The 24318-nt window shown below is 62.0% G+C and carries 21 protein-coding genes; 3 read left to right on the top strand and 18 right to left on the bottom strand.

Annotation, left to right across the window (positions count from 1 at the left end; genetic code table 11):
• Positions 1-18: 18 nt before the first annotated feature.
• The 17 genes from nuoF to E8E91_RS23455 all read right to left on the bottom strand — a co-directional run bounded on the left by nuoF (position 19) and on the right by E8E91_RS23455 (position 19450).
• Positions 19-1365 (bottom strand): NADH-quinone oxidoreductase subunit NuoF, encoded by a 1347-nt coding sequence (nuoF, locus tag E8E91_RS23535; protein ID WP_179058399.1) that lies wholly within the window; start codon positions 1363-1365, stop codon positions 19-21.
• On the bottom strand, positions 1362-1862 hold the full coding sequence (gene nuoE / locus E8E91_RS23530) for an NADH-quinone oxidoreductase subunit NuoE (RefSeq protein WP_107504067.1): 501 nt from the start codon (positions 1860-1862) through the stop codon (positions 1362-1364). Before nuoE ends, nuoF begins: the two co-directional genes overlap by 4 nt.
• Positions 1859-3640: an NADH-quinone oxidoreductase subunit C/D gene (gene nuoC / locus E8E91_RS23525; protein WP_280379244.1), complete on the bottom strand. Its 1782-nt coding sequence runs from the start codon at positions 3638-3640 to the stop codon at positions 1859-1861. Before nuoC ends, nuoE begins: the two co-directional genes overlap by 4 nt.
• Before the next feature lie 62 nt (positions 3641-3702).
• Entirely contained in the window at positions 3703-4380 is a 678-nt protein-coding gene (locus tag E8E91_RS23520) for an NADH-quinone oxidoreductase subunit B (RefSeq protein WP_077524434.1), read from the bottom strand.
• Between the two features lie 10 nt (positions 4381-4390).
• Positions 4391-4804, bottom strand: coding sequence for an NADH-quinone oxidoreductase subunit A (locus E8E91_RS23515; RefSeq protein WP_077524433.1), 414 nt, complete (start codon positions 4802-4804; stop codon positions 4391-4393).
• Between the two features lie 492 nt (positions 4805-5296).
• Positions 5297-7291: a PhoX family phosphatase gene (locus E8E91_RS23510; protein ID WP_280379241.1), complete on the bottom strand. Its 1995-nt coding sequence runs from the start codon at positions 7289-7291 to the stop codon at positions 5297-5299.
• Positions 7292-7405: 114 nt separating this feature from the next.
• The gene (locus E8E91_RS23505; RefSeq protein ID WP_280379238.1) at positions 7406-8005 is read right to left on the bottom strand and encodes a murein L,D-transpeptidase catalytic domain-containing protein; all 600 of its coding nucleotides are present in this window, start codon (positions 8003-8005) and stop codon (positions 7406-7408) included.
• A gap of 167 nt (positions 8006-8172) precedes the next feature.
• Positions 8173-9768, bottom strand: coding sequence for an isocitrate lyase (locus E8E91_RS23500; RefSeq protein WP_280379236.1), 1596 nt, complete (start codon positions 9766-9768; stop codon positions 8173-8175).
• Positions 9769-10276: 508 nt separating this feature from the next.
• Positions 10277-11086: a secretin N-terminal domain-containing protein gene (locus E8E91_RS23495; RefSeq protein WP_280379233.1), complete on the bottom strand. Its 810-nt coding sequence runs from the start codon at positions 11084-11086 to the stop codon at positions 10277-10279.
• Entirely contained in the window at positions 11083-11712 is a 630-nt protein-coding gene (locus tag E8E91_RS23490) for a histone acetyltransferase HPA2 (protein WP_280379230.1), read from the bottom strand. The genes E8E91_RS23495 and E8E91_RS23490 overlap by 4 nt, the downstream gene beginning before the upstream one ends.
• Before the next feature lie 8 nt (positions 11713-11720).
• A complete protein-coding gene (locus E8E91_RS23485) occupies positions 11721-12146 on the bottom strand; it encodes a GNAT family N-acetyltransferase (RefSeq protein WP_028628738.1) in 426 nt (141 codons plus the stop codon).
• Complete coding sequence (locus E8E91_RS23480) at positions 12139-13305, bottom strand: cupin domain-containing protein (protein ID WP_280379228.1); 1167 nt, start codon at positions 13303-13305, stop codon at positions 12139-12141. Before E8E91_RS23480 ends, E8E91_RS23485 begins: the two co-directional genes overlap by 8 nt.
• A gap of 60 nt (positions 13306-13365) precedes the next feature.
• Complete coding sequence (purB, locus tag E8E91_RS23475; protein ID WP_153922512.1) at positions 13366-14736, bottom strand: adenylosuccinate lyase; 1371 nt, start codon at positions 14734-14736, stop codon at positions 13366-13368.
• A 108-nt stretch (positions 14737-14844) separates the two neighbouring features.
• Positions 14845-15465, bottom strand: a complete 621-nt coding sequence (hflD, locus tag E8E91_RS23470; RefSeq protein ID WP_280379226.1) for a high frequency lysogenization protein HflD — start codon at positions 15463-15465, stop codon at positions 14845-14847.
• Positions 15462-16580, bottom strand: a complete 1119-nt coding sequence (gene mnmA, locus E8E91_RS23465) for a tRNA 2-thiouridine(34) synthase MnmA (RefSeq protein WP_280379224.1) — start codon at positions 16578-16580, stop codon at positions 15462-15464. The genes hflD and mnmA overlap by 4 nt, the downstream gene beginning before the upstream one ends.
• 100 nt (positions 16581-16680) lie before the next feature.
• Positions 16681-17124: an NUDIX hydrolase gene (locus E8E91_RS23460; RefSeq protein ID WP_280379221.1), complete on the bottom strand. Its 444-nt coding sequence runs from the start codon at positions 17122-17124 to the stop codon at positions 16681-16683.
• 97 nt (positions 17125-17221) lie between these two features.
• Positions 17222-19450, bottom strand: coding sequence for an NADP-dependent isocitrate dehydrogenase (locus tag E8E91_RS23455; protein ID WP_280379220.1), 2229 nt, complete (start codon positions 19448-19450; stop codon positions 17222-17224).
• Positions 19451-19806: 356 nt separating this feature from the next.
• Here E8E91_RS23455 and icd point away from each other — a divergent pair, with 356 nt between their 5' ends.
• Positions 19807-21063: an NADP-dependent isocitrate dehydrogenase gene (gene icd / locus E8E91_RS23450; RefSeq protein WP_280379219.1), complete on the top strand. Its 1257-nt coding sequence runs from the start codon at positions 19807-19809 to the stop codon at positions 21061-21063.
• A 67-nt stretch (positions 21064-21130) separates the two neighbouring features.
• Here icd and cspD read toward each other — a convergent pair whose 3' ends face one another.
• Positions 21131-21394, bottom strand: coding sequence for a cold shock domain-containing protein CspD (gene cspD / locus E8E91_RS23445; RefSeq protein WP_280328677.1), 264 nt, complete (start codon positions 21392-21394; stop codon positions 21131-21133).
• A gap of 229 nt (positions 21395-21623) precedes the next feature.
• Between cspD and clpS the strand changes: the two genes are divergently transcribed.
• Together clpS and clpA are read left to right on the top strand one after the other, a co-directional pair.
• Positions 21624-21986 (top strand): ATP-dependent Clp protease adapter ClpS, encoded by a 363-nt coding sequence (gene clpS / locus E8E91_RS23440; protein ID WP_120655211.1) that lies wholly within the window; start codon positions 21624-21626, stop codon positions 21984-21986.
• A 28-nt stretch (positions 21987-22014) separates the two neighbouring features.
• Positions 22015-24285: an ATP-dependent Clp protease ATP-binding subunit ClpA gene (clpA, locus tag E8E91_RS23435; RefSeq protein WP_280379216.1), complete on the top strand. Its 2271-nt coding sequence runs from the start codon at positions 22015-22017 to the stop codon at positions 24283-24285.
• The last annotated feature ends 33 nt before the right edge of the window (positions 24286-24318 follow it).

Raw genomic sequence — 24318 nt, 5'->3', positions numbered from 1 at the left:
CTGCGCGAATTCTTCTGTTCAGGCGCCGACGGGAATCGGACGCGCTGCCGGAATCTGGCTGGCGATGCCTGCCTCGAACTCCGGACGGAAATACTTCATCGCACTGCCCAGTGGCTCGACGGCGCCCGGTGCATGGGCGCAGAAGGTCTTGCCTGGGCCGAGGAAGCTGACGAGCTGCTCGAGGGTCTCCAGGTCGCCGGCCTGGCCTTCGCCACGCTCCAGCGCACGGAGCACTTTCACGCTCCACGGCAGGCCGTCACGGCACGGAGTGCACCAGCCGCAGGACTCACGGGCGAAGAACTCTTCCATGTTGCGGAGCAGGGAGACCATGTTGATGCTGTCGTCCACGGCCAGTGCCAGGCCGGTACCCATACGGGTGCCCACCTTGGCGATGCCGGCTGCGTACATGGGCGCATCCAGGTGTTCCGGGAGCAGGAAGCCGGTACCGGCACCGCCGGGCTGCCAGGCTTTCAGTTTGAAACCGTCGCGCATCCCACCAGCGTAGTCTTCGAACAGCTCGCGAGCCGGAACGCCGAAGGGCAGCTCCCACAGACCGGGGTTCTTCACCTTGCCGGAGAAGCCCATGAGCTTGGTGCCCATGTCTTCGCTGCCCGGGCGGGCGAGGGTCTTGTACCAGTCAACACCGTTGGCGACGATCGCCGGCACGTTGCACAGGGTCTCAACGTTGTTGACGCAGGTGGGCTTGCCCCAGACGCCGACGGCGGCAGGGAAGGGCGGCTTGGAACGCGGGTTGGCGCGGCGGCCTTCCAGCGAGTTGATCAGTGCGGTCTCTTCACCACAGATATAGCGGCCTGCGCCGGTGTGGACGAAGAGTTCAAAGTCGAAACCGCTGCCGAGGATGTTCTTGCCCAGCAGGCCAGCGGCCTTGGCTTCGTCGATGGCGCGATTGAGGTTGCGCGCCGCGTCGACGTATTCGCCGCGCAGGAAGATGTAGCCGCGATAGGCCTTGAGGGCGCGCGCGGAAATCAGCATGCCTTCCACCAGCAGGTGGGGCAGCTGCTCCATGAGCATGCGGTCCTTCCAGGTATTGGGTTCCATTTCGTCCGCGTTGCACAGCAGGTAGCGGATGTTCATGGATTCGTCGGCCGGCATCAGGCCCCACTTCACGCCGGTGGGGAAGCCCGCACCGCCGCGGCCCTTGAGGCCGGAGTCCTTGACCTGCTGCACGATATCGGCCTGGGCCATCTCGGTCAGGGCCTTGCGGGCAGCGGCGTAGCCGTTCTTTTGCTGGTACTCATCAAGCCATACCGGCTGTGCGTCTTCACGCAGGCGCCAGGTCAGCGGATGGGTTTCTTCGCTGCGGGCGATGCGGTTGGCCGGACCGATGGAGGTGAGGGTCTTCATTGGTAGGCCTCCAGCAGCTTGGCAACGCCATCAGGTTGTACGTCGCCGAAGGTGTCGTCGTCGATCATCACGGCCGGGGCCTTGTCGCAGTTGCCGAGGCAGCAGACCGGCAGCAGGGTGAAGCGGCTGTCAGTGGTGGTCTGGCCAAGGCCGATGCCGAGTTGCTTCTGCATTTCGGCAACGACGGACTCATGGCCGCCGACGTAGCAGGTCATGCTGTCGCACACGCGGATGACGTGGCGGCCAACCGGCTGGCGGAAGATCTGGCTATAGAAGGTAGCCACGCCTTCGACGTCGCTGGCGGGGATGCCGAGGATCGCGCCGATGGCGTCAGCGGCGCCGTCCGGCACCCAGCCACGCTCTTTCTGGACGATCTTCAGGGCTTCGATGGACGCCGCGCGCGGGTCCTCGTAGTGATGCATTTCGTGCTCGATGGCCGAGCGCTCAGTTTCGCTGAGGACGAAACGGTCGGTCTGGATAAGGGTGCTCATGATCAGCGGTCCACGTCAGCCATTACGAAGTCGATACTGCCCAGGTAGGCGATCAGGTCTGCCACCATGCTGCCGCGGATCACCGAAGGGATCTGCTGCAGGTGGGGGAAGCTGGGCGTCCGGATCCGGGTGCGGTAGCTCATGGTGCTGCCGTCGCTGGTCAGGTAGTAACTGTTGATGCCCTTGGTCGCCTCGATCATCTGGAAGGCTTCGTTGGCCGGCATGACCGGGCCCCAGGAAACCTGCAGGAAGTGGGTGATCAGGGTCTCGATGTGCTGCAGCGTGCGCTCTTTCGGCGGCGGCGTAGTCAGCGGGTGATCCGCCTTGTACGGGCCTTCCGGCATGTTCTTGAGGCACTGGTCGATGATGCGGATGCTCTGGCGCATCTCTTCCACGCGGACCATGCAGCGATCGTAGGCGTCACCGTTGTGGGCCAGGGGCACTTCGAACTCGAAGTTCTCGTAGCCGGAGTAGGGACGTGCCTTGCGCAGGTCGAAGTCGCAGCCGGTGGAGCGCAGGCCAGCACCGGTGACGCCCCATTCCAGGGCTTCCTTGGTGTTGTACTGGGCGACGCCGATAGTACGGCCACGCAGGATGCTGTTCTTCAGGGCAGCCTTTTCGTACTCGTCGAGGCGCTTGGGCAGCCATTCGACGAACTCTTTCACCAGGCCATCCCAGCCGCGCGGCAGGTCATGGGCGACGCCACCGATGCGGTACCAGGCCGGGTGCAGGCGGAAGCCGGTGACGGCTTCGATCACCTTGTAGGCGCGCTGGCGGTCGGTGAAGGTGAAGAACACCGGGGTCATGGCGCCCACGTCCTGGATGTAGGTGCCCAGGAACAGCAGGTGGCTGGTGATCCGGAAGAACTCGGCCATCATCACGCGGATGAAGTCGACGCGTTGCGGCACCTTGATGCCGGCGAGTTTCTCGACCGCGAGGACGTATGGCAGGTTGTTCATCACGCCGCCGAGGTAGTCGATACGGTCGGTGTACGGAATGAAGCTGTGCCAGGACTGGCGCTCAGCCATCTTCTCGGCGCCGCGGTGGTGGTAACCGACTTCCGGCACGCAGTCGACGATCTCTTCGCCGTCCAGCTGCAGGATGATACGGAACGCACCGTGGGCGGAGGGGTGGTTCGGGCCGAGGTTGAGGAACATGTAGTCCTCGTTCTCGCCGTGGCGTTTCATGCCCCAGTCTTCCGGGCGGAAGCGTGCAGCTTCTTCTTCAAGCTGGTGCTTGGCCAGGGTCAGGCTGAAGGGATCGAATTCGGTGGCGCGCGCCGGGTAGTCCTTGCGCAGCGGGTGACCTTCCCAGGTGTTGGGCATCATGATCCGCGACAGGTGCGGATGGCCGGCGAAGGTGATGCCGTACATGTCCCAGACTTCGCGCTCGTACCAGTTGGCGTTCGGCCAGATGCCGGTGACGGTAGGCAGGTTGAGGTCGCCCTCGGACAAGGCCACCTTGATCATCACGTCACTATTACGCTCCAGCGACATGAGGTGGTAGAACACCGTGAAGTCGGCGTTCGGCAGGCCGCGGCGCTGGGTGCGCAGGCGCTCGTCCACGCCGTGCAGGTCGTACAGCATGACGTAGGGGCGCGGCAGGTTGCGCAGGAATTTGAGGACGTCGATCAGCTTGTCACGGGCAACCCAGATCACCGGCATGCCGGTGCGGGTCGACTGAATAGTCAGGCTTTCGGCGCCAAAGCGGGAATTGAGCTCTACGACGACGTCTTGGTCGTCAGCCTTGTAAGGCGGAATAGACAGAACGGTGTCTGCAGTCATGGTCTCGGTCGCTATCGGTCAACGTAAAGAATGAGCCTGGGGTCTTCCGGAGAAGAACAGGCTCAGACTTCGTCGGGGCTGCGCAGGTTGGTGACCTGAATACGCTGTTCGCGGCGCTTTTCTCGCTCGGAGGGCATATCGGCACGATAGACGCCTTGGTCCCCCACGACCCAGGATAGCGGGCGGCGCTCCTGGCCGATGGATTCCTGCAGCAGCATCAGGCCTTGCAGGAACGCCTCCGGACGGGGCGGGCAGCCGGGAATGTAGACGTCCACAGGCAGGAACTTGTCCACGCCCTGAACGACCGAGTAAATGTCGTACATGCCACCGGAGTTCGCGCACGAACCCATGGAGATCACCCACTTGGGCTCCAGCATCTGCTCATAGAGGCGCTGGATGACCGGCGCCATCTTGATGAAGCAGGTGCCGGCGATGACCATGAAGTCAGCCTGGCGCGGTGATGCACGAATGACCTCCGCACCGAATCGCGCGATGTCGTGCGGCGCGGTGAAGGCGGTGGTCATCTCCACGTAGCAGCAGGAGAGGCCGAAGTTGTACGGCCACAGGGAGTTCTTGCGACCCCAGTTGACTGCGCCGTTGAGAACATCCTCAAGCTTGCCCAGGAAGATGTTCTTGTGCACCTGATCTTCTAGCAGCGGGTCGGAAACAGTCTCCCGCTCGCCGATCGGATACTGCTCATAGGTCGCATCCGGATCGATCCGAGTAAGTTTGTATTGCATTGCCAAAGCCTCATTGTTTTAGCTTCGCCTGCCGCTTGCGACGACCTTCGGGAGCCCAATCAAGCGCCCCGATGCGCCAAAGGTAGACAAGACCTGCCAACAGAATTGCTATGAAAATGGTTGCTTCGATAAAACCGGCCCAACCGCTTTCGCGGACGGAGACGGACCAAGCGAAGAGAAAGAGGGCTTCGACGTCGAAGATCACGAAGAGCATCGCGACCAGATAGAATTTTGCGGAGAGGCGGAGGCGGGCGGTGCCAGTGGGCAACATGCCGGACTCGAAGGGATCGTTCTTGCTACGACCGATGGCCTTGCTGCCGAGCAGGCTGGAGACACCGATCATGAAGGCGCAGAGGCCGACGACGCCCAACAGGAAAACAGCGAAACCCCAGTTGTGGGAGATGATGGCAGTTGCTTCCGACATGCCGGAACTCCTTAAGACAAGGAACGGCGTTCACTTGCGTTAAAAGGTTTAATGCCGAGCAGCAAATGATGCCCTGGCAATCGATTCCGACAATTTTATGCCTGACCGGGTGTGCAAGTAAATTTTTCAGGCCAAAAAATTGCCTTCGGAGCCTGATTCTTGACGTCTTGCTCCTCTGCAGGCCACGAAGCACAAGGCTTTCATGATTTTCTTAGGCCTTGGTCTGATTGCGGCCTTATGTCGCAGCAAGGGTCTCGCATGAAGTGCTAATGATAGGCATTAGCATTTGATTGGTGGTTAATTAGTCACTACACGTGAGTTGTCTCGAAGAACTTTGAAATTGCCTGATCAAATATTCCCCGAAAGTCCCGAAGTTGCTCTTCGAATCGCTTTCATAATTGCGACAATTCCATTTGTTTTTGTTCAAGCACTCTTGCGGGTGTAGGAAAAAAGAGGCCGACCCGAGTGGGTCGGCCCAAGCCTTGAGGGGAGTCAGAGAATGCGACGCCCGTCCTCGCGCTGGATGACCACGGTGGAAGAGCGGGGGCGCTTGCCCGGGCCGTCCGGCCAGGCGCTGAGCAGGTTGGTCGCGGTGGAGCCTTCACCCGGGTGCTGGATGTTGATGAACAGGGTGCGGAAGTCCGGTGTTGCACTGATACCGGTGACTTCGGCACCCAGTGGGCCCACCAGGAAGCGCTTGAGTTCGCCGCTGCGCGGGTCGGCTACGAGCATCTGGTTGTTGCCGAAGGGGCCGGCGCTGAGCTGGCTGCCACTCATGTCGGTCTGGATCCACAGACGGCCTTCGTCGTCGAACCAGAGTCCGTCCGGGCTGGCGAGGATGTTCTGCGCGCCCAGGGGCTTGCCATCCGGGCCACGGCTGTCGCCCTCGGGGCCGGCGAGCAGGAAGATGTTCCAATCGAAACGGCTGCCTGCGTGGTCGCGGCTGTTTTCGCGCCAGCGGATGATGTGGCCGTAGGCGTTGGCCGTGCGCGGGTTTGCGGCGTCTGCGGTGGTGCGGGAGGTGTTGTTGGTGAGGGTGAAGTACACCTCGCCATTGTCCGGATTAACTGCGCCCCATTCCGGGCGGTCCATGCGGGTGGCGCCGACGACATCGGCGGCCAGGCGGGTGTTGATCAGCACGTCGCCCTGGTCGGCAAAGGTGACGCCTGCGGCCAGGCAGGCCTTGAGGAAGTTGCGATCGTTGATGTCCAGGGGCAGCCAGTCGCCGCTGCCGTCGGCATTGAAGCGGGCGACGTAGAGGGTGCCTTCGTCCAGCAGACGACCATTGGCCTGGCCGGGGCGGTACTTGTCGCGGCTGACGTACTTGTAGATGTACTCGTTCTGCGAATCGTCGCCGGAATAGCAGACCACGGGGTAGCCGGGTTTGGTCGGGGCGAAGATCAGGCCTTCGTGGGCGAATCGGCCCAGAGCAGTGTGCTTCACCGGGGTGGAATCCGGGTCGAAGGGATCGATCTCGACGATCCAGCCGAAGTGGTTCGGCTCATTGCGGTAGTCGCCCGTGGCGTCGGCGGTTTTGCGGGTCGCGTCGAAGCGTTCGAATTCGTCGCCCGGCAGGGTTTCCCAGCCGAAGCGGCTGCTGCTGCGCAGACCGTAGCGCTGCAGTTCGCGCGGCAGGCCGGTATCGCGGGTGGCGAAGTAGCCGGCCCAGTTCTCCTCGCAGGTGAGGTAGGTGCCCCAGGGCGTGAAGCCGTTGGAGCAGTTGTTCTGGGTGCCACGAGTGGCGGTGCCCTGCGGGCTGTAGCGGGTTTGCAGCAGCTTGTGGCCGCGGGCCGGCCCGGTGATCTGCATCGGCGTGGCGGCGGTGATGCGGCGGTTGCGGCGGCTCGGCACTACTTCCCATTCGCCGTTTACATTGCGGCGGATTTCGACCACTGAAACGCCGTGAGCGTTGATTTCCTTGCGGACTTCTTCAGCGATGGTGCGCTTGCCGCTGACCACGGTCGGGCCGTTGGGGTGCAGCAGCGGGGCATCGATGTACTCGTGGTTGAGAACCAGCAGGCCGTGGTCGGAACGCTTGCCTGGGCCGCGACGGGCGTCGATGGGGAAGAAGTGCATGCCGTCATGGTGCATGCCGATCTGCTCGGCCTGATCCTGGGCGCTGTTGCTGGCATCATCGAGGAAGGCCGGATAGCGGCCCGTGATTGGCGTGCCCCACGGAATGAACGGTGTGGCCTTGTAGCCTGGCGGCACGGTGATGGTGTCGGCGCGGCCAGTGGGGATGGCATCGAAGGGCAGGCGCGAGCGCGGCTTGAGGGGGAAGCCCTTGGCCTGCGAGTCGGCGGCCATCGCGTCGCCTGGAAGGGCTGCACCAAGGAAGGCCAGGGCGCTCGCGGCGGCGCCACCGATCAGTACCTGGCGGCGGTTGAGGCCACCGATCAGGTCGTTGATGTGCGGGTTGTTGGAGGTGTTGCTGGGCAGTTCGTCGCCGTTACCAAAGAGCACGGCGTTGTCGTTGTGTTCGTTCAAGGCGGGTCTCCACGCAGGCGAATCGACGGAGACCTGACGCTAATTCCCAAAAGCGACGGAACAATGACAGAGATGTGGAGATGCTGTTGCGTGGGACCTGGCGCACGTCTTGCGTCATTCGCTGGCGACTGAGGGGAACTTCTGGCTGATGGCGAAAATCAGCGCTCCTCCCGAGAGCTGCTCTATCACGCGGTCGCGATCCACTCTTGCCAGTACCAGGCAGCCATAGCTGCGCCCAGGTACGCCGTGCTCGCGGATGAAGTCGTCTTCCATGTACGCGTTGGCGTGAATGACGATGGCGCGCTCCTCGGCATTGCTATTGCTCGCGCTGAGCCCGATGAGACGCATGGAGCGGCCGTGGCCCGGCTCGTCGCTGTCGAACACCTGTGACGTGCGGAACAGGCCCAGGGAACTGGAGCGGCTTCCGAAATCGTTGGAGAAGCTGTCTGCGAAACCATCGTGATCCGGGTCCGAACCCTTGCCATGGGCGACGCGGAAGCTGCCGAGCAGGGCGTGGCTGCGGCTGTCGAACAGATAGAAGCGCGGCAGGGTGGACGCGCGGCCATAGTCCACTACAGCGAAGTGCGGGTGCCTGTTGGCTTTCAGCTTGTCCAGTATCTCGCCTAGCCGGGGCTGACTGACCAGTAGTTCCAGGTCGCCGGCGCGCAGAGTAGAGGAGGCAAATAGCAGAATCAGCAGCAGGAGGCGCGGCACGACAGGAGCTCCAGGGTTTTCTGCAGATTCTAGGAGTGCGCCACGGCCTGGCAAGACGTTGCAGACCATTGGCCGTGGAGCAGAAAAGAAAAACCCCGGTGCATGCACCGGGGTCTTCTTGACTCGCCATGTCCGGCCGATGCGTGGTCGGCCGGTGGCAGTTCCTCTTAGTGGAACTGGTTCATGGTGTTGTCTTTACCGCTCGCTTTCAGAGCAGCTTCGCCAGCGAAGTACTCTTTGTGGTTGTCGCCGATGTCGGAGCCAGCCATGTTCTGGTGCTTGACGCAGGCGATGCCCTGACGCAGTTCCTGACGCTGAACACCCTTCACGTAGGCCAGCATGCCCTGGTCGGCGAAGTAACCCTTGGCCAGGTTGTCGGTGGACAGGGCCGCGGTGTGGTAGGTCGGCAGGGTGATCAGGTGGTGGAAGATGCCGGCGTGGGCCGAACCGTCGCGCTGGAAGGTGCGGATCTTCTCGTCTGCAACCTGGGCCAGCTCGGTTTCGTCGTACTCGACGCTCATCAGCTTGGTGCGGTCGTAGGCGGAAACATCTTTGCCTTCAGCAACGAACGCATCGAACACTTGCTGACGGAAGTTCAGGGTCCAGTTGAAGGACGGGCTGTTGTTGTAAACCAGCTTGGCGTTCGGGATGACCTGGCGGATGCGGTCAACCATGCCTTTGATCTGGCCAACGTGGGGCTTCTCGGTTTCGATCCACAGCAGGTCGGCGCCGTTCTGCAGCGAGGTGATGCAGTCCAGGACGCAGCGGTCTTCGCCGGTGCCCTTGCGGAACTGGAACAGGTTGCTCGGCAGACGCTTCGGACGCAGCAGCTTGCCACCGCGGTTGATCACCACGTCGCCGTTCTGCAGGTCGGATGCGTTGATTTCGTCGCAGTCCAGGAAGGAGTTGTACTGGTCGCCCAGGTCGCCCGGTTGCTTGGTCACGGCGATCTGCTTGGTCAGGCCTGCACCCAGGGAGTCGGTACGGGCAACGATCACGCCGTCGTCAACGCCCAGCTCGAGGAAGGCGTAGCGAACGGCGTTGATTTTGGCGAGGAAGTCTTCGTGCGGAACGGTCACTTTGCCGTCCTGGTGGCCGCACTGCTTCTCGTCGGAAACCTGGTTCTCGATCTGGATGCAGCAGGCACCAGCTTCGATCATTTTCTTGGCCAGCAGGTAGGTGGCTTCCGGGTTACCGAAACCAGCGTCGATGTCGGCAATGATCGGTACTACGTGAGTTTCGTAGCCGTCGATCTGAGCCTGGATCTCGTCCTGCTTGGCTTTGTCGCCAGCAGCGCGGGCGGCGTCCAGCGCGGTGAACAGCAGGTCCAGTTCGCGGGCGTCAGCCTGGCGCAGGAAGGTGTAGAGCTCTTCGATCAGGCCGGAAACGGCAGTCTTCTCGTGCATGGACTGGTCAGGCAGCGGGCCGAAATCGGAACGCAGCGCGGCAACCATCCAGCCGGACAGGTAGAGGTAACGCTTGTTGGTGGTCTTCAGGTGCTTCTTGATGGAGATCAGCTTCTGCTGACCGATGAAGCCGTGCCAGCAGCCCAGGGATTGGGTGTAGACGGAGGAGTCGGCGTCGTACTCGGCCATGTCCTTACGCATGATGGCCGCAGTGTACTTGGCGATATCCAGACCGGTCTTGAAGCGGTTCTGGGCGCGCATACGGGCAACCGACTCGGGGTTGATAGCGCTCCAGCTGTTGCCGTTCGCTTCTTTCAGAGCGGCAATGGCCTTGATGTCGTTTTGATAAGCGGACATGGTCAATCCTTCAAAGTGTGTATGGGGTTGAGCACCGACTTTCCCACTCAAAAACCTGCGTTCTGAAGGTTATTGCGGGTTGCTCACCGCAGCGCGTCGAAGGACCGACTGGAGAGATGTAGCTGGAGGAGGGGTGACTGACTGCAGACGCTCGCGAAATCGATGGGTGGTTTTGCGCTCTTCGATCACTTGCCGGTTCGTGGAAACCGTTGGGCGATCTGCCGGGCACTGCCTTCGATCCTGCGATTGTTGCGGGTGCTTCCCCGTCCCTCAGGACAACCTCGTTCCAGTCGCAACCTCGTCGCACTGCCTTATGGGCTGTTACAACACGGGTCGGCTCGGCTGGTTGGCTGGAGCGCGACCCGGAGGCCCTTTTCAGAGCCCCTGGCTAGCGGGAGCGAGGCCATCTTGCTCTTTCAAACAAGTGTTCGTCAATCGTTTTGTAGTGTTTTTTTTGGACTACTACATAAGACCTTCGGATGAGACCGGGTGGTCTGAAAAGAGGCTGTCAGTCGACCGCGTCGACCTTGAGGCGCAGGGTCATGTCTTCACGTCCCTGGGTGGTGCGGTGGCGCAGGAAGCCACTCTGGTCGGACTGGCTGTCCTCGTTCACTGCGCCGATGGTGATCCACTCGCCAAGGCGTCCACTCACCTTGGTGTCGGTGCTCTGCACGTCGATCACGCCGGGCTGGCTGCTGTTAAGGCGATCCCGGTTGCTGCTGATGCTGACGTGCACCAGTTCGCCGGAAAGGGTGGCGGTGACGTAGAAGCCGCGGGTCACGTTGCGGTATTCGGTGTTGCTGTAGACCTCGCCGTAGGGACCGCTGCTGGTCGTGGTGAGGGGGACGCTCTGGCCCACCTGGATCAGCGCCGGGTAGCCCTCGGTGGTCTGCACCTGCTGCACGCCCGCGCCACGGCTGTCGGTGCTGCGGCGAATGATGCGGACCTGGTCACGGCCATTCACTTCGCCACGGCCGGCCTGGACTTCGACGCCACCGGCGCTGGCCGAACCATTGACCGCATAGCCGCGGTCGCTCTGGAAGTTGCTGTCGCTGGTATCGACACTGATCAGCAGGCGTCGCGGCTTCGTGTCGAGCTGGTCGAGCAGGTTGCGCAGTTCGCTGATCTTCGCCGGTTCGGCGTTGACGATCAGTTGGTTGCCGTAGGCGCTGACGCGACCCTCGTTGCCCAGCACCGACTGCGCCATCGGCAGCAGCTCATCCGCTGTGCGGTAGCGCAGCTGGATGAGCTCCGTCGCCGCCTGCAGGGGCAGGCAGACGAGCAGGAGGAGGGCTGCGAGCAGGGCGCGTGGGGTCATATCAGGAAGCTCCGCAAATCGGGGTCGGTAATGCTCAGGTCCCAGGCCTGGTCGAAGCGGGTCTGCTGCAGCCGGGTCCTTCCGGGGTCGTTGTACAGGGCGTAGCCGGCCAGTTGCTCGGGCTCGGGGCGTACGAGCAGGCCGCGATCATCGGCGATCAGATAGGCGAGGTCCTCCGAGGGGTGGTCGGGGTTGATCCGGCGAATCTGGAAGTTGCTGGAGAGGCGCCGACTCAGGCTGAGCAGGCGATGGCCTTCCTTCACGGCGCGGCTCAGGTCGCGCACGAGGATGCGCAGTTGGCACTTGGGGTCGCTGACCAGCAGGCGGGTGCAGGCCTGTTGGATGGCGCTGTTGTGGTAGAGCCAGGGTTCGAGGTCCGGGCTGTACAGGCACAGTCGGCGGCGGGCCTGCTGCATCAGCGCAAGGGCATGGGCGCGGGCATCTTCCAGGGTGCTGAAGCGTTCGAGTCGGTCGTGGATGCCGAGGCTGAATGGGGCGGGTTCCCAGTCGGCGGCTTCGGGCTGAGGGGGCGTTGGATTGTGAATGCTGAAACGCCCCGGCGACTGGAACTCGATTGCCGGTAATTCGACTTCGTTCTCGGCAGCTTCCGGGGCGTTTTCGTTCATTCGGACCTCTACTGGCTTTCGCGCACCATGTCCACGTGGGGAATGCCAGCCTCGAGGAACTCGCTGCTGACGATCTTGAAGCCGTGGCGTTCGTAGAACGCGGTGGCGTGGACCTGTGCCGAGAGCATCTGGCGCTTCAGGCCACGGCGTTCGGCTTCAGCGATGGCTGCCTGCAGCAGCCGGTCACCGACTTTGAGTCCGCGCCAGTCCTTGAGGACCGAAACGCGGCCGATGTGGCCATCCGGCAACAAGCGGGCGGTGCCGATAGCATAGTCCCGCTCGAAGGCGAGAAAGTGCACGGCGTCCGCATCTTCGGTGTCCCACTCCAGTTCCGGTGCGACGGATTGCTCGGCGATGAATACGGCCTCACGAATACGGCGCAGGTCGGCATTGTCCTTCTGCCAGTCGGCAACGCGGACGTGTATCTCACTCATCGGCAAACTCCAGACTTCCTTGCTTGATCAGTTCCAGAAGAAGCTTACGCCCGTCCTCATCGCCCAGCCATTGGCCGAGATTGTCGAAATGCAATGCTTCGGCAGCGCAGATCAGTTTGAGGAGTTCGCGCAGGCTGCTCGGCAGCAGGCGGCTCTGGCCGCTGGCGAAGAGCACCAGGCCAATATCGACTTCGGACCAGGCCAGGCGTGCGCTGGGGTTGCGGATCAGTACCGCGCCGTCTTCGATTGCGCCAAGGAAGTCCTCTTCCTCTACGTCTGCGCCGGCGACCAGTTCCGGGTAGCGCGGCTCGGTCATGAACTGGCCGAACCAGGTGAGTAGTAGGCGTTCGTCGCTCATGTGCTCGTTGAGCAGGACCTTGAGGCGGTCCAGGGCGTCGCGCTGGATTTCATGCGGGTCGCTGGCGGGGGCGGTGCCAGCGTCGCTGTAGCGTTCTTCGTCTGGCAGGAATTGCGCGAGGAAGTCGGTGAAGTGGGTCAGTACTTCGGCAGCGCTGGGGGCGCGGAAGCCAACGGAATAGGTCATGCAGTCGTCCTCGGCGATACCGAAATGGGCGAGGCGCGGCGGCAGGTAGAGCATGTCGCCGGGCTCCAGAACCCATTCGTCAGTCTGCTGGAAGTCGGCGAGGATGCGCAGGTCGGCGTGGGGCAGCAGGGCGCTCTCGGCGTCGCACATCTGGCCGATCTTCCAGCGGCGGCGGCCGTGGCCCTGCAGGAGGAACACGTCGTAGTTGTCGAAATGCGGTCCTACACCGCCACCTGGCGCGGCGTAGCTGATCATCACGTCATCGATGCGCCAGCTCGGCAGGAAGCGGAAGTGCTCCAGCAGTTCGGCGACTTCCGGGACGAACTGGTCGACCGCCTGGACCAGCAGGGTCCAGTCGCGCTCGGGAAGGTTCTGATAGGTGTCTTCGGCGAAGGGGCCGCGACGCATTTCCCAGGGGCGCTCGCCGTGCTCGAGAACCACGCGGGATTCAACTTCCTCTTCCAGGGAAAGGCCCGCGAGCTCGTCGGGAGAGATGGGGCTTTCGAATCCGGGGATGGCCTGGCGGATCAGAAGCGGCTTCTGTTGCCAGTAGTCGCGCAGGAATTCACGCGCGGTAAGGCCGCCCAGAAGTTGAAGAGGAGTATCAGGATTCATGTCTAAGCCTTTGAAATAAAAACGCCCGGCACAGCCGGGCGTGCACTGGTTCAAAACCAATCAGATGCGCTTGGCCTGGGCTACAGCGTTACCGATGTAGCTGGCGGGGGTCATTTTGCGCAGTTCGGCCTTGGCCTCGGCCGGAATATCCAGGCCATCGATGAAAGTCTGCAGCGCTTCCGGGCTGATGCCCTTGCCGCGAGTCAGTTCCTTGAGCTTCTCGTACGGATTCTCGATCGCGTAGCGGCGCATCACGGTCTGGATCGGCTCGGCGAGGACTTCCCAGCAGGCGTCCAGGTCTTCAGCAATACGTTGAGCATTCAGCTCCAACTTGCTGATTCCCTTAAGGGTTGCTTCATAGGCGATGACGCTGTGAGCGAAGCCGACACCGAGGTTGCGCAGCACGGTGGAGTCAGTCAGGTCGCGCTGCCAGCGGGAGATCGGCAGTTTGCTGGCCAGGTGCTGGAGCAGGGCGTTGGCGATGCCCAGGTTGCCTTCGGAGTTCTCGAAGTCGATCGGGTTGACCTTGTGCGGCATGGTCGAAGAGCCGATCTCGCCGGCGATGGTCTTCTGCTTGAAGTAGCCGAGCGAAATATAGCCCCAGACGTCGCGGTCGAAGTCGATGAGGATGGTGTTGAAGCGGGCAACGGCGTCGAACAGCTCGGCGATGTAGTCGTGCGGCTCGATCTGGGTGGTGTAGGGGTTGAAGGTAAGCCCCAGGTCACCTTCGATGAACTCGCGGGCGTTGGCTTCCCAGTCGACGTCCGGATAGGCGGACAGGTGGGCGTTGTAGTTGCCCACGGCGCCGTTGATCTTGCCCAGCAGCGGTACGGCGGCTACCTGGGCAATCTGACGCTCCAGGCGGTACACGACGTTGGCCATTTCCTTGCCGAGGGTGGTCGGCGAGGCCGGCTGGCCGTGGGTGCGGGAGAGCATCGGCACGTCGGCGAAGCGCACGGCCAGATCGCGGATAGCGTTGGCCAGTTGGCGCATCAGCGGCAGCACGACCTGGTCGCGGCCCTCGCGCAGCATCAGGGCGTGGGACAGATTGTTGATGTCCTCGCTGGTGCAGGCGAAGTGGATGAATTCGCTGACCTTGGCCAGCTCGGGCAGCTTGGCGGCCTGCTCCTTGAGCAGGTATTCCACGGCTTTCACGTCGTGGTTGGTGGTGCGCTCGATTTCCTTGATGCGCTCGGCATGCTCCAGCTGGAAGTCTTCGGCCAGCTTGTCGAGCAGGGCGTTGGCTTCGGCGGAGAAGGGCGCGACTTCCGGGATACCGGCATGGGCGGCAAGGCGCTGCAACCAGCGGACCTCTACCTGGACGCGAAAACGGATCAGGCCGTATTCGCTGAAGATCGGGCGCAGTGCGCTGGTTTTGCCGGCGTAGCGGCCATCTACGGGGGAAACCGCGGTGAGCGAGGAAAGCTGCATGAGTGCGTTCTCGGACAATCGGTCAACGAAAAGGGGCGCACATCATACATGGTTTTCGTCCCGCTCGCTGCTTGTGCGCCATGGTCGACGACACATGGCGCAGGCGAGTCAGCCGCGCAGGAGCGGGTAAAGCTCGTTGAGCAGCTTGCGACGGCTGAACAGGAGCTGCCAGCGATTGCCACCCAGCTGGCGCCAGAGGCGCGCGGCGCGGATGCCGGTGAGCAGCAGGGCGCGGATCTTCGCGGCGTTGCTGGATTGCTGCAGGTGGCGCATGTCGCCGTGTACCTGGATGCGCTGGCGGAAGGTGCTCAGCGTGTCCTGGTAGAGGCTGGCGCAAGCGGCGATGACGTTGTCGTGCACCAGGCCGAAGTGCTGCACCTGCTGCTGGATCTGGTCCAGGCGGGTGCCGATCACGTCGAGCATATCGCCGCGCTTGGCCAGCTGGCGCTCCAGGGTCAGAAGGGCCAGGGCGTAACGCAGGGGCTCGCGCTGCAGGCTGGAGGGCTCGCGCTCGAGGGCGCTGACCAGGGCCTTGTAGCCGTCGCGCAGGTTGATGTCGTCACCGCCGTAGACGTCGAGCGTGTCTTTCGGGTCCCGGACCAGCAGGCTGCCGAGCATGCAGCCGAGCGGTGGTTCGCTGATCTGGCCGGTCTTGGCAATGCGATCCACCAGGGCGGCCGCTTCGAAGACGGCGCCGAGGGCGACCAATTGCTCACGGGTCTGGTTCATGGGCGTTTCACTCCGGCATCCGAAGGCTCGGCGCTTTCGATCACGCCGCCGCCGAGGCAGATTTCACCGTCGTAGAAGACCACGGATTGTCCCGGGGTGACGGCCCGCTGGGCTTCGTCGAACACCGCAACATAACCGTCAGCAGTCGCTTCCAGGGTGCAGGGCTGGTCGCTCTGGCGATAGCGCACCTTGGCCTTTAGTTGGCGCGGCTGGCGGAGGTCGATGGGGTTTACCCAGTAGATCTCAGACACCTTCAGCGAGCGGGAGTAAAGCCAGGGGTTCTCGTTGCCCTGGCCCACGATCAGTACGTTGCGCGACAGGTCCTTCGCGAGGACGTACCAGGGCTCATCGCTCGCGTCTTTCATGCCGCCGATGCCCAAGCCCTGGCGCTGACCGATGGTGTGGTACATCAGGCCATGATGGCGGCCGATGACATCGCCTTCGGTGGTTTCGATATCGCCGGGTTGTGCGGGCAGGTACTGCTTGAGGAAGTCGGTGAAGCGACGCTCGCCGATGAAGCAGATACCGGTGGAATCCTTCTTGCGCGCGGTGGCCAGGCCGTATTTTTCGGCGATGGCGCGTACTTCGGGCTTCTCCAACTCACCCACGGGGAACAGGGTGCGGGCGATCTGTTCGCCGCCAACCGCGTGGAGGAAGTAGCTCTGGTCCTTGTTCGGGTCCAGGCCCTTGAGCAACTCGGTGCGTCCGTCGATGTCCCGGCGGCGCACGTAGTGGCCGGTGGCGATCAGGTCGGCGCCCAGGGAGAGGGCGTAGTCGAGGAAGGCTTTGAACTTGATCTCGCGGTTGCAGAGGATGTCCGGATTGGGCGTGCGGCCGGCCTTGTATTCCTCAAGGAAGTGCTCGAACACATGGTCCCAATACTCGGCGGCGAAGTTCGCGGTATGCAGCTTGATACCGATGCGGTCGCAGACGGCCTGGGCATCGGCCAGGTCTACCTTGGCGGTGCAGTACTCGGTGCCGTCGTCTTCGTCCCAGTTCTTCATGAACAGGCCTTCAACCTGATAGCCCTGTTCGAGCAGGAGAAGGGCGGAAACCGAGGAGTCGACGCCGCCGGACATGCCGACTATGACGCGGGTGTTGGCTGGATCACGCATGGGAATCTGCACTGGCTAATTACGCAAAAGCGGAATTCTATCAGAACCGGCTCGCGATCAGCTGCGTAGGCCTGCCTTTCGTAGGTGCGCCATTGAGGGCTCAGGCGTCCCGGACGAGGCTGAGGGGGAAGCGCTCGCCTGCCAGGTAGTCATCGATGCAGCGCATGACCAGATGGCTGCGCCAGCGATCCTTCTCGGTCAGGAGTTCTTCGCGGGTCAGCCAACGTGGGCCGATGATGCCGTCGTCCAGCTGCTGGTCCGGGTGGTGGCGCAGCGGCTTGGCGGCGAAGCAGACGCGCTGGTAGGTCACGCCATTGCTGGGTGCGGTGTAGAGGTAGATGCCGGTGACGGCGGTCAGTTCTACTTCCCAGCCGGTTTCCTCGAAGGTTTCGCGCAGCGCGGCTTCAAGGAGAGTCTCGTTGGCTTCAAGGTGGCCGGCGGGCTGGTTGAATACGGCGCGACCATCGGCTTCTTCCTCCACCAGAAGGAAGCGGCCCTGGTCCTCGACAATGGTCGCGACGGTGATGTGGGGTTGCCAGGTCATCGGCAAGGCTCCGGAAAGGGGGCGACATCATAAATCGCCGGTGGCGGAAAAAAGAAACCCCGGGCAATGCCCGGGGTTTCCTGTGTCGCTCTGTCGCTTAAGCCAGCAGGCCGTCGATCGCAGCGTTGAAGGTGGCGCTGGGGCGCATCACCTGGCTGGTCAGCTCCGGGTTCGAACGGTAGTAGCCGCCGATGTCCACGGCCTTGCCCTGGGCGCCGTTCAGTTCAGCGACGATGGTCGCTTCCTTCTCGGTCAGTGTCTTGGCCAGCGGAGCGAAGTGCGCCTTCAGTTCGGCGTCGTCGTTCTGCGCGGCCAGGGCCTGGGCCCAGTACAGTGCCAGGTAGAAGTGGCTGCCACGGTTGTCCAGCTCGCCAACCTTGCGCGCCGGGGACTTGTTGTTGTCCAGCAGCTTGCCGGTGGCTTCGTCGAGGGTCTTGCCCAGGATCTTGGCCTTGGCGTTGCCGGTCTTGATACCGGTTTCTTCCAGGGAAACGGCCAGGGCCAGGAACTCGCCGAGGGAATCCCAGCGCAGGTAGTTCTCTTCAACCAACTGCTGTACGTGCTTGGGAGCCGAACCGCCAGCGCCGGTCTCGTACATGCCGCCGCCTGCCATCAGCGGAACGATGGACAGCATCTTGGCCGAGGTGCCCAGCTCCATGATCGGGAACAGGTCGGTCAGGTAGTCGCGCAGTACGTTGCCGGTCACCGAAATGGTGTCCTGGCCACGCAGCTGGCGCTCCATGCTGGTACGGATGGCTTCGTTGTAGCCCTTGATGCTGATGTCCAGGCCGGTCAGGTCGTGGTCCTGCAGGTACAGTTCGACCTTCTTGCGCAGTTCGCGATCGTGGGCGCGCTCCGGGTCCAGCCAGAAGATGGCCGGGGTGTTGGACAGGCGGGCGCGGGTAACGGCCAGCTTGACCCAATCACGGATCGGGGCGTCCTTGGTCTGGCAGGCGCGCCAGATGTCGCCGGCTTCCACTTCATGCTGCATCAGCACGCTGCCATCGGCGGCCACGACGCGCATGGTGCCGTCGGCGGTCATTTCGAAGGTCTTGTCGTGGGAGCCGTATTCCTCGGCCTTCTGGGCCATCAGGCCGACGTTCGGCACGGTGCCCATAGTGGTCGGGTCGAAGGCGCCATTGGTCTTGCAGAAGTTGATCATCTCTTGGTAGATGCGAGCGTAGGTGCTCTCCGGCATCACCGCTTTGGTGTCTTTCTGCTTGCCGTCCTTGCCCCACATCTGGCCGGAGTTGCGGATCATTGCCGGCATGGAGGCGTCGACGATCACGTCGCTTGGGATGTGCAGGTTGGTGATGCCCTTCACGGAGTCGACCATCGCCATTTCCGGGCGGTGGCTGTACACCTCGTGAATGTCGTGATGGATCTCTTCCTGCTGGGAAGCCGGCAGCACCTTGATCTTGTCGTAGACGCTGCTGATGCCGTTGTTCGGGTTTACGCCCAGTTCCTTGAACAGGTCACCGTACTTGTCGAACACGTCCTTGTAGTAAACGCTGACCGCGTGGCCGAAGACGATCGGGTGGGAGACCTTCATCATGGTCGCCTTGACGTGCAGGGACCACATGACGCCGGTCTCCTTGCAGTCCTGCAGGGTCTGTTCGAAGAAGGTGCGCAGCTTCTTGCAGCTCATGAACATGCTGTCGAGGACTTCGCCATCCTGCAGGGAAAGCTGCTTCTTGACCTCGACCTTGCCGTCCTTGCCAACGAATTCGATGCGTACGTCACCGGCCTTGGCCATGGTGATGGACTGCTCGCTGGAGAAGAAGTCGCCGCCACGCATGTAGTCGGCGTGGGAGCGGGAGGCCATGCTCCACTTGCCCATGGAGTGCGGGTGCTTGCGGGCGTAGGCCTTGACGGCGGCGGGAGCGCGGCGGTCGGAGTTGCCTTCGCGCAGTACCGGGTTCACGGCGCTGCCCAGGACCTTGGCATAGCGGGCGCGGATGTCTTTCTCTTCGTCGGTCTGCGGGTCTTCCGGGAAGTTCGGCACGTCGTAACCCAGGGCCTGCAACTCGGCGATGGCGCCCTTGAGCTGGGGCACGGAGGCACTGATGTTCGGGAGTTTTACGATGTTGGCGTCAGGCGAGGTGGCCAGTACAGCCAGGTAGGCCAGATCGTCTTCGATGCGCTTGTCAGCTGCAAGCTTGTCAGCGAAGGAGGCCAGGATGCGTCCTGCAAGAGAGATGTCGCGGGTTTCGACGTCGATGCCGGCTGAAGCGGAGAAGGCTTTGACGATGGGGAGGAGGGAGTAGGTGGCGAGCGCGGGGGCTTCGTCGGTGAAGGTGTAAGTAATCTTCGGACGGTTGGACATTAACGTTTAACTCTCTTCTTTTCTGGGCGCGCACAGAGTCTCGAAGCGCATTGGTAGACGCATTCGCTCAATGTCGAATTGAGCTATGTCGAGAATTGCCGCGGGGGTAATGGAGCGCCAGTAGAGCGTTGTGCAGTCGATCCATGGTGGTGGCACGGCTGCGACGAGGACAGTGAGTCTGGTCCCAGACTGCTCGCCCCCGATGACTATCAAGTCACGGCGCGCAGTATACCACTCCTTTGGGTGGGCTGACTCAGACGTGCGATTTCGACTAAGGAAGATATGGTCGATGACCGGACAACTGGAGTAGGCTCACGAGCTGCAAGAGCGTTCTCAACCACAACACGGAGCTCAGCATGGGATACCAAAAGATCCAGGTGCCGGCAGTCGGTGACAAAATCACCGTCAATGCAGATATGTCCCTGAACGTACCGAACAACCCGATCATCCCGTTCATCGAGGGTGACGGCATCGGCGTCGACATCAGCCCTGTCATGATCAAGGTAGTGGATGCCGCCGTCGCCAAGGCGTACGGCAATGCCCGCAAGATTTCCTGGATGGAAGTCTATGCCGGTGAGAAGGCCACTCAGGTCTACGATCAGGACACCTGGCTGCCGAAAGAAACCCTCGAAGCCGTTCGCGACTACGTCGTTTCCATCAAGGGCCCGCTGACCACGCCGGTCGGTGGTGGCATTCGTTCGCTCAACGTGGCCCTGCGCCAGGAGCTCGATCTCTATGTCTGCCAGCGTCCGGTGCGCTGGTTCGAAGGCGTGCCCAGCCCGGTGAAAAAACCTGGCGACGTCGACATGGTGATCTTCCGTGAGAACTCTGAAGACATTTATGCCGGCGTCGAGTGGAAGGCCGGCAGCCCCGAGGCCGAGAAGGTCATCAAGTTCCTCACCGAGGAAATGGGCGTCAAGAAGATCCGCTTCACCGAAAACTGCGGCATCGGCATCAAGCCGGTTTCCCAGGATGGCACCAAACGCCTGGTGCGCAAGGCCCTGCAGTACGCCGTGGATAACGATCGCAGCTCCGTGACCATCGTCCACAAGGGCAACATCATGAAGTTCACCGAAGGTGCCTTCAAAGAGTGGGGCTACGAGGTCGCTCGCGACGAATTTGGCGCCGAGCTGCTGGATGGCGGGCCGTGGATGCAGTTCAAGAACCCGCGCACCGGCAAGAACGTCGTGGTCAAGGACGTGATCGCCGACGCCATGCTGCAGCAGATCCTGCTGCGTCCGGCCGAGTACGACGTGATCGCCACCCTCAACCTGAACGGTGACTACCTGTCCGACGCCCTGGCGGCTGAGGTGGGTGGTATCGGCATCGCGCCCGGCGCCAACCTGTCCGACACCGTCGCCATGTTCGAAGCTACTCACGGTACCGCGCCGAAGTATGCTGGCCAGGACAAGGTGAACCCGGGTTCGGTCATCCTCTCCGCCGAGATGATGCTGCGCCACATGGGCTGGACCGAAGCTGCTGACCTGATCATCAAGGGCACCAACGGTGCCATCGCCGCGAAGACCGTAACCTACGACTTCGAGCGTCTGATGGATGGCGCCAAGCTGCTGTCGTGCTCCGAGTTCGGCGACGCCCTCATTGCTCATATGTGAGTCAGAAGGCGGACACGAAAAGGCCGGTCATCTGACCGGCCTTTTTTATGCCCAAATATTGCGGGGCTCAAACTTCTACCGTGCTGCCCTGGGGTTGGCTGATTGAGGCAGGTGCTTCGGTGGTGGCCGTGACTGGTCGAATATTCACGGCGTGTAGCCCTTTCGGGCCCTGGATGATATCGAAGCTTACCGGCTGTCCAGCCTTTAGCGTCTTGTAGCCGTCCATCTGGATGGCCGAATAGTGGGCGAACAGGTCCTCATCTCGGCCTTCGGCGAGGATGAATCCATAGCCTTTGGCGTTGTTGAACCACTTGACCTTACCGCTAAGCATGCTGATATCCCTCTGCAAAGGACTCCATCACTGGAGTATCATCCACTTCGACTCCATGCCCCGAAGGCCGCCATGGCCGCGCGCATGGAACCCCTGATACCCGAAGACGGGTATCCACTGGTTGTAACACCGTTTTGCCGTTAGTCAAGGCGTTCCCCGTAACGCCTGAGAAACGGATCAAAGTCTTTCCAGTAGCCGTTTTCATTCATCCATGACCTTTATTTCCAGCATGCATGCAAGCAGCCAGATTCGACTAACATTCAATCAGGACAGTCCGCAGCATCATGAGGACGACTCCACGGGCCTGGCGGTGCAGGAAGCGAAACCGGCCCTGCAGGCGCCACCTATGTATAAGGTGGTGATGTTTAACGATGACTACACCCCTATGGATTTTGTGGTCGAGGTGCTCGAGACGTTCTTCGGTATGAACCGGGAACTCGCCACCAAGATCATGCTGACCGTGCATACGGAGGGTCGGGCGGTTTGTGGCGTGTTCACTCGCGACATCGCCGAAACCAAGGCCATGCAGGTCAATCAATATGCGAGAGAGAGCCAGCATCCGCTGCTCTGTGAGATCGAGAAGGACGGTTAACGCCGCCGCTTGGGTATGAGGTGAAGCCATGTTGAACCGCGAGCTCGAAGTCACCCTCAATCTTGCCTTCAAGGAGGCCCGCGCCAAGCGCCACGAATTCATGACGGTCGAGCACTTGTTGCTCGCACTGCTGGATAACGAAGCCGCTGCCACCGTATTGCGTGCATGTGGCGCGAACATGGACAAACTGCGGCACGACCTGCAGGAGTTCATCGACTCCACCACCCCGCTGATTCCGCAGCACGACGAAGACCGTGAAACCCAGCCCACGCTTGGATTCCAGCGCGTTCTGCAGCGCGCGGTATTCCACGTGCAGAGTTCCGGGAAGCGTGAAGTCACTGGCGCCAACGTATTGGTCGCCATCTTCAGTGAGCAGGAGAGCCAGGCCGTATTCCTGCTGAAGCAGCAGAGCGTGGCCCGTATCGACGTCGTCAACTACATCGCCCATGGCATCTCCAAGGTGCCGGGCCATGGCGAGCAGCACGAACACGACCAGGAGATGCAGGACGAAGAGGGTGGCGAAGCCTCCGCTTCCGGCCATCCGCTGGATGCCTATGCCAGCAACCTCAACGAGTTGGCGCGCATGGGGCGGATCGATCCGCTGGTCGGTCGCGAGATCGAAGTGGAGCGCGTTGCCCAGATTCTGGCGCGTCGCCGCAAGAACAATCCGCTGCTGGTCGGTGAGGCCGGTGTCGGCAAGACTGCCATCGCCGAAGGCCTGGCCAAGCGCATTGTCGACAATCAGGTACCTGACCTGCTGGCCGACAGCGTGGTCTATTCCCTGGATCTCGGCGCGCTACTGGCGGGTACCAAATATCGCGGTGACTTCGAGAAGCGCTTCAAGGCGCTGCTCAATGAGCTGCGCAAACGCCCGCACGCCATCCTCTTCATCGATGAAATCCACACCATCATTGGTGCGGGCGCAGCATCGGGCGGGGTGATGGATGCGTCGAACCTCCTCAAGCCGCTGCTTTCTTCCGGCGAGATCCGTTGCATCGGCTCCACTACCTTCCAGGAGTTCCGCGGCATTTTCGAGAAGGATCGGGCGCTGGCGCGGCGCTTCCAGAAAGTTGACGTGACAGAACCGTCGGTCGAGGACACCGTGGGCATCCTCAAGGGGCTCAAGGCGCGCTTCGAGCAGCATCACCACATCGAGTACAGCGATGAGGCGCTGCGTGCCGCGGCTGAACTGGCGGCGCGCTACATCAACGACCGGCACATGCCCGACAAGGCAATCGATGTGATCGACGAAGCCGGCGCCTACCAGCGTCTGCAGCCGGAAGAGAAGCGCGCCAAGCGTATCGAGGTGGCGCAGGTCGAAGACATTGTGGCCAAGATCGCGCGGATTCCTCCAAAACACGTCACCAGCTCCGACAAGGAACTGCTGCGTAACCTGGAGCGCGACCTGAAGCTGACGGTGTTCGGCCAGGACGCCGCCATCGATTCCCTGTCGACCGCCATCAAGCTTTCCCGCGCGGGCCTCAAGTCTCCGGATAAGCCGGTCGGTTCCTTCCTGTTCGCCGGCCCAACCGGTGTGGGCAAGACCGAGGTGGCGCGCCAGTTGGCGAAGGCGATGGGTATCGAGCTGCTCCGCTTCGACATGTCCGAGTACATGGAGCGCCACACCGTTTCGCGTCTGATCGGTGCACCTCCGGGGTATGTCGGTTTCGACCAGGGCGGCCTGCTGACCGAAGCCATCACCAAGATGCCGCACTGCGTGTTGCTGCTGGATGAGATCGAAAAGGCTCACCCGGAAGTCTTCAACCTGCTGCTGCAGGTGATGGACCACGGCACTCTGACTGACAACAATGGCCGCAAGGCGGACTTCCGTAACGTGATCCTGATCATGACCACCAACGCCGGCGCCGAAACTGCTGCGCGGGCTTCCATTGGCTTCACCCTGCAGGATCACTCCTCGGATGCCATGGAAGTCATTCGCAAGAGCTTCACGCCGGAATTCCGCAACCGCCTGGATACCATCATCCAGTTCGGCCGCCTGAGCCACGAAGTCATCAAGAACGTCGTGGACAAGTTCCTCACGGAGCTGCAGGCCCAGTTGGAAGACAAGCGGGTGCAGTTGGTTGTCAGTGATGAGGCGCGCGGTTGGCTGGCTGAGCGTGGCTACGATGCGCAAATGGGGGCTCGGCCCATGGCGCGCCTGATCCAGGACAAGATCAAGCGCCCGCTGGCGGAGGAAATCCTGTTTGGCGAACTGGCCGAGCACGGCGGAGTGGTGCACGTCGACGTCAAGGGCGAGGAGCTCAGCTTCGAGTTCGAAACCACTGCAGAGATGGCCTGACGGCCATCCACAAAAAAGCCCGGCAGATGCCGG

Source organism: Pseudomonas sp. BN515 (assembly GCF_029873155.1).
GTDB lineage: Bacteria > Pseudomonadota > Gammaproteobacteria > Pseudomonadales > Pseudomonadaceae > Metapseudomonas.
The sequence above is the reverse complement of the archived record's forward strand: the minus strand, read 5'-3'. Positions and strand labels throughout refer to the sequence as shown.

Bases quoted from the DNA above. Each gene is read 5' to 3' on its own strand.
- icd (WP_280379219.1), top strand. From the start codon at position 19,807: ATGGGATACCAAAAGATCCAGGTGCCGGCAGTCGGTGACAAAATCACC.
- nuoF (WP_179058399.1), bottom strand. From the start codon at position 1,365: ATGAAGACCCTCACCTCCATCGGTCCGGCCAACCGCATCGCCCGCAGC.
- nuoC (WP_280379244.1), bottom strand. From the start codon at position 3,640: ATGACTGCAGACACCGTTCTGTCTATTCCGCCTTACAAGGCTGACGAC.
- E8E91_RS23520 (WP_077524434.1), bottom strand. From the start codon at position 4,380: ATGCAATACAAACTTACTCGGATCGATCCGGATGCGACCTATGAGCAG.
- E8E91_RS23515 (WP_077524433.1), bottom strand. From the start codon at position 4,804: ATGTCGGAAGCAACTGCCATCATCTCCCACAACTGGGGTTTCGCTGTT.
- cspD (WP_280328677.1), bottom strand. From the start codon at position 21,394: ATGCTTAGCGGTAAGGTCAAGTGGTTCAACAACGCCAAAGGCTATGGA.
- purB (WP_153922512.1), bottom strand. From the start codon at position 14,736: ATGCAGCTTTCCTCGCTCACCGCGGTTTCCCCCGTAGATGGCCGCTAC.
- E8E91_RS23495 (WP_280379233.1), bottom strand. From the start codon at position 11,086: ATGACCCCACGCGCCCTGCTCGCAGCCCTCCTCCTGCTCGTCTGCCTG.
- hflD (WP_280379226.1), bottom strand. From the start codon at position 15,465: ATGAACCAGACCCGTGAGCAATTGGTCGCCCTCGGCGCCGTCTTCGAA.
- clpA (WP_280379216.1), top strand. From the start codon at position 22,015: ATGTTGAACCGCGAGCTCGAAGTCACCCTCAATCTTGCCTTCAAGGAG.
- clpS (WP_120655211.1), top strand. From the start codon at position 21,624: ATGCATGCAAGCAGCCAGATTCGACTAACATTCAATCAGGACAGTCCG.
- E8E91_RS23460 (WP_280379221.1), bottom strand. From the start codon at position 17,124: ATGACCTGGCAACCCCACATCACCGTCGCGACCATTGTCGAGGACCAG.
- E8E91_RS23500 (WP_280379236.1), bottom strand. From the start codon at position 9,768: ATGTCCGCTTATCAAAACGACATCAAGGCCATTGCCGCTCTGAAAGAA.
- E8E91_RS23485 (WP_028628738.1), bottom strand. From the start codon at position 12,146: ATGAGTGAGATACACGTCCGCGTTGCCGACTGGCAGAAGGACAATGCC.
- mnmA (WP_280379224.1), bottom strand. From the start codon at position 16,580: ATGCGTGATCCAGCCAACACCCGCGTCATAGTCGGCATGTCCGGCGGC.
- E8E91_RS23490 (WP_280379230.1), bottom strand. From the start codon at position 11,712: ATGAACGAAAACGCCCCGGAAGCTGCCGAGAACGAAGTCGAATTACCG.
- E8E91_RS23480 (WP_280379228.1), bottom strand. From the start codon at position 13,305: ATGAATCCTGATACTCCTCTTCAACTTCTGGGCGGCCTTACCGCGCGT.
- E8E91_RS23455 (WP_280379220.1), bottom strand. From the start codon at position 19,450: ATGTCCAACCGTCCGAAGATTACTTACACCTTCACCGACGAAGCCCCC.